Here is a 4158-nt window from a genome sequence, read left to right as displayed (position 1 = left end):
CGTGGATTCTCTACAGTATTACCTTGAGAATCGGTATAAAATTCTTTTAGACCTAAGTCAATTCCTGTTATTTGTCCCGTTGGTTTATGGTATTCTTGCCGTTCTACGTCAATCAAAAACTGACAATAATAACCGTCAGCACGTCTAACAACTCTTACCCGTTTAATCTGTTGCTCTGAATAATAAACTAAGGTCTTTTTGCTACACCATAAATCAAATTCTCCTGCTTTAAAGCCATCAGTAAATCTGATTTTACGTCTATCATCAGATAGTTGGTAGCCTGTTAGTTTATACTCAACGGAACGACTATGCTTTTTGAACCGAGGAAACCCCTTTTTTCCCGGTATCTTGGCATGACAATTCTGGTAAAACCGATTAATTGATTGCCAGGCTCTATCAGCAGCCGATTGACGTGCTTGTGAGTTTAATTTATTAACCCAAGGTGTCTCTTTATTGTTAGCTAGTACCGAGCAAAGTTTTTGGAGATCATTGCGGGTTGTACCCTTATGATCCATCCAATAACGAACACAAGAGTTACGCACAAACTGAGATGTTCTAATTGCTTCATCAAGCCGGTGATATTGCTCTAGTGTCCCGTTTTTTAGCTTTGCTTCTACGACTAGCATCTAACAATTCTCGACCATTGGTTAAGTAGATTATAACACAGTTTGTCCACAGATGGTGGAATTAAACCGATGCTCCGTTGCTGACCCTTCGACTTCGCTCAGGGTCATTGATATTCTGGTCGGATTTCATCCCCCGCTAATTTTTGTGAGTATCTTATCGAAAAATGTAGCGGGGGTATTCATCCGATATTTTAGGTAACTTAGGGAATGGGGGATAAGGATTAGGGGAAGTGGGGAAGTGGGAAATTTCAACTAAAACCCTAAAACCCTAAAACCCCTAAAACCCCAACACCTAAACCCCAACAGCTAACGGCTAAAAATAATCTTCTCGATGGCATCTAGGGCGGTTTCTAGGTCATCGTTGACGATTTGATCGGGGAATTCCTCGCTGGCGGCTAATTCTTCTTGGGCGCGCTCTAGACGGCGGGCGATCGCTGTTTCGGCATCTTTGCCCCGGCCGCGCAAACGACGTTCTAATTCCTCGAAACTGGGGGGTAGGATAAAGATTCTCCTCGCTTCGGGGAAGCTTTGACAGACCTGTCTGGCTCCCTCTAGTTCGATTTCTAGAATTACGGTCTGGCCTGTTGCTAATTGAGCGGCGATCGCCGATTGGGGTGTTCCATAGTAGTTGCCCGCGTATTCGGCCGATTCTAGAAATTCTCCGGCTGCCATTTTCTCCTCGAAACTGGGACGGTCGAGAAAGTAGTAATCTTCCCCCTCAATTTCACCCGGTCGAGGTGGGCGCGTAGTGGCGGATACGGACAGGTAGAGGTTAGGGAAACGAGTTAGTAAATGCCGGACTAGCGTACCCTTGCCCACACCGCTAGGGCCGGTAATGACAATTAATTGACCGGGTTGCATGGGGTTAATGACTTAGTTGCTACTATTAACAGGCGCTTCCTTGTTGACCACGAAACGGTGAGCCACGGTTTCCGGTTGAATGGCCGACAGCACTACATGACTAGAATCGGTGATGATCACCGCACGAGTCCGTCTTCCGTAGGTAGCATCGATTAAACAGCCTTTATCCCGAGCATCACTGATGATGCGTTTGATAGGAGCAGATTCTGGGCTAACGATGGCGATAACCCGATTAGCGGAAACAATATTACCGAAGCCGATGTTGATCAGTTGTATATCCATAAGTTAACAAAGGTGCAGTCCTTTGTACAAAAGAGTGTGGAGGTATGATTACAATGTTATCGAGAAAGATTTAGCCTTACAACGCTAAAAATAACATTCTTAATCACATTTTAGTATTTTTTCAGGTTTTTTGCGATTTTAATTAAATTTGTTTACACGAGTCTCTATCTTAGGGAATAAAAAGGCAAAAGTCGGGAAAATTAGGGAATTTTGGGGGAATGGGGTGTAGGGTGTGGGGTGTAGGGTGTGGGGTGTGGGGAGATGGGGTTTAGGGTGATGGGAGCTTTTTTCAGTGATCAGTAAACAGTAAACAGTAATCAGTGAACTGAAAACTCACAACTGATCACTGATCACTGATCACTGATCACTGATCACTGATCACTGTTAAGAATGTCCCCGGCAATGGCATGATAATTATGGTGACTAATAAGTATTCTCTATCCTTGGTGGGTGTGTTAGACTATGGGTTTTGCTGATCTATCGATCGCTGATATTGCGGCAGAGTACGATCTGGCCGATGAATCTGTGTTGTCACTTTGCGACCAATTAGGCATCTCCTATAAAGATCGGCAGACTAATCTCGCCCTAGAAGATGCTAAAGCAATTATCTCACTGATTTTATCCCAACGCTCAGGAGTAACCGCCTCGAAAACGGAAACGTCCCCTTGACTTTATTCCCCACTGCGATCTTCTCGGTGTCCGTGATCACTTAGAATCGATCGATACCCTCCCAGAGGAGAAAATTTTTTAGTCACCTTAAAATCCCCTTTCTTGGAACAATTGCGAGTAGGAGAACAATGATCAAACGTTTGATTGTAGCAGCGATCGCTGTAGTCTTTTTTGTATTACAATTCAATCTTAACGGCGCTAGTGCCTTAGAACTCAATGAAAAAACCCTCACCATCACCCTCAATGACGCAGGGGAATCGGTGACTTTGACTTCTGAACAAGCGACGGAAGGACAGAAACTTTTTGTCGCCAATTGTACTAAGTGTCACCTGCAAGGTAAAACCAAAACTAATAATAACGTCAGTTTGGGTCTGGGTGATCTAGCAAAAGCGGAACCTCCCAGAGATAATCTGTTAGCATTGATTGATTATCTAGAACATCCCACCAGTTACGATGGTGAAGATGATCTGAGCGAATTTCATCCCAATGTTAGCCGTCCCGATATCTTCCCAGAATTACGCAATCTGACCGAAGATGATGTGTATAACGTCGCCGCTTATATGTTGGTTGCTCCCCGTCTAGACGAGCGCTGGGGTGGGACAATTTACTTCTAAATTGCCCTCCATATATCCCTCAATCCCTCTAGATTTCTAGGGGGATTTTTGATTAGATAGCAAATAGTTGTAAAAATTCTTTGAGTTCATTTAATACTTCATGCTCAAAGTTCCAAATATCTTTTTTGGTTAAAGCATGGGATAAATTACAATATTTCTTAGCCTCTCTTTTTTCATTCTGTGATGGTGTATCTTCCCTGATATAGTTTTGAATCCACAATTTATCAATTTTTTTACGATTTATATCAATATTTTTTTGTGCAAGACAGGATCGCCAAGCTTCTACACAATCAGCATGGGGAGAATCTTGGGTTTTAATTTCTCTCAACACTGTCTCTAGTTCCCCCTGTTCATTAACATGAAGAAAATGACAACCTATTTGAGTATTCGTAGAAGCATTTAATTGAAATAGCTTTTGGGTATCATCTATCCTGACTGCTTCTCTAAAAACTCTTTGAATACATTGACTAACCAGAGCAAGTCTTTCTTGTCTGGTTTGTTCGTCTAAATCTAAAACAATACCTATCTTTTGAATATCATCTTTGAGCAGGGTGTTATTAAGTCGTTTCAGTCGTTGTTCAAGGCTACGATAATTTTCTCGTTCTATTCCGTCTAGAATATAAAATTCAACAATAGTTATCGTTAAATGATTCGATTCATTAATATGCTCAATAATAGCTCGTAAAAAAGCCGCATCATCTTGACTTTCAACAATTATTACATTAGCCACGATTCTACTCACCTCTGATTCGATCATTATGCTTGAGAGCGTAATCTAAGATATCTAATTCACTTTTAATACCGATAATTTTATCAGTTCTGGGACTCCTTGCTAGTTCAAAATAAGCCCCCTCTTCTGGATAATATTCTAACCCCACATCGGCAAAAGCTTGGATCATCTCTAAACTGTGGGTTGTGGCAAAAATTTGGCTATCTAGTTCGATAGCTAATCGGAATAAAGTTTTCCAAATATCTGGGTAAGCAGTATAGTGAAGACCATTTTCTATTTCATCGATAAAAATAATTTTTTTAGGATTGATGAGTAGAGCAAAAATCATCTCTATCAGACGATTAATAGCTTCACCAAACAGAGATATGGGTAGGCG

The 4158-nt window shown here is 41.6% G+C and carries 7 protein-coding genes; 2 read left to right on the top strand and 5 right to left on the bottom strand.

The features are described from left to right. The 3 genes from PX636_RS05860 to remA form a co-directional block, all read right to left on the bottom strand. Window positions 1–626 (bottom strand): RNA-guided endonuclease InsQ/TnpB family protein (locus tag PX636_RS05860; protein ID WP_288116474.1); only part of this gene is annotated, 626 nt, incomplete at its 3' end. A 306-nt stretch (window positions 627–932) separates the two neighbouring features. Further along, window positions 933–1487 carry a guanylate kinase gene (gene gmk / locus PX636_RS05855; protein WP_004163380.1) on the bottom strand — a complete coding sequence of 185 codons (555 nt, stop codon included), beginning with the start codon at window positions 1485–1487 and terminating at the stop codon, window positions 933–935. A gap of 12 nt (window positions 1488–1499) precedes the next feature. Further along, window positions 1500–1769: an extracellular matrix/biofilm regulator RemA gene (gene remA / locus PX636_RS05850; RefSeq protein ID WP_002737924.1), complete on the bottom strand. Its 270-nt coding sequence runs from the start codon at window positions 1767–1769 to the stop codon at window positions 1500–1502. A 462-nt stretch (window positions 1770–2231) separates the two neighbouring features. Between remA and PX636_RS05845 the strand changes: the two genes are divergently transcribed. Together PX636_RS05845 and psbV are read left to right on the top strand one after the other, a co-directional pair. Continuing rightward, on the top strand, window positions 2232–2438 hold the full coding sequence (locus tag PX636_RS05845) for a hypothetical protein (protein WP_002735525.1): 207 nt from the start codon (window positions 2232–2234) through the stop codon (window positions 2436–2438). Between the two features lie 128 nt (window positions 2439–2566). Continuing rightward, window positions 2567–3052, top strand: a complete 486-nt coding sequence (psbV, locus tag PX636_RS05840) for a photosystem II cytochrome c-550 (RefSeq protein WP_002785283.1) — start codon at window positions 2567–2569, stop codon at window positions 3050–3052. Between the two features lie 52 nt (window positions 3053–3104). Here psbV and PX636_RS05835 read toward each other — a convergent pair whose 3' ends face one another. Then, window positions 3105–3809 carry a DUF3226 domain-containing protein gene (locus PX636_RS05835; RefSeq protein ID WP_004163382.1) on the bottom strand — a complete coding sequence of 235 codons (705 nt, stop codon included), beginning with the start codon at window positions 3807–3809 and terminating at the stop codon, window positions 3105–3107. After that, a partial coding sequence (locus PX636_RS05830) for an AAA family ATPase (protein ID WP_288116473.1) occupies window positions 3787–4158 on the bottom strand: 372 nt, incomplete at its 5' end. The genes PX636_RS05835 and PX636_RS05830, both read right to left, overlap by 23 nt.

The sequence above is a fragment of the Microcystis sp. M53598_WE2 genome (assembly GCF_030067735.1).
GTDB classification, from domain to species: domain Bacteria; phylum Cyanobacteriota; class Cyanobacteriia; order Cyanobacteriales; family Microcystaceae; genus Microcystis; species Microcystis aeruginosa.
This window is presented reverse-complemented; position numbering and strand designations above follow the sequence as displayed.

Coding starts and splice junctions, on each gene's coding strand:
- PX636_RS05835 (WP_004163382.1), bottom strand. CDS start 3,809: ATGATCGAATCAGAGGTGAGTAGAATCGTGGCTAATGTAATAATTGTT.
- gmk (WP_004163380.1), bottom strand. CDS start 1,487: ATGCAACCCGGTCAATTAATTGTCATTACCGGCCCTAGCGGTGTGGGC.
- psbV (WP_002785283.1), top strand. CDS start 2,567: ATGATCAAACGTTTGATTGTAGCAGCGATCGCTGTAGTCTTTTTTGTA.
- PX636_RS05845 (WP_002735525.1), top strand. CDS start 2,232: ATGGGTTTTGCTGATCTATCGATCGCTGATATTGCGGCAGAGTACGAT.
- remA (WP_002737924.1), bottom strand. CDS start 1,769: ATGGATATACAACTGATCAACATCGGCTTCGGTAATATTGTTTCCGCT.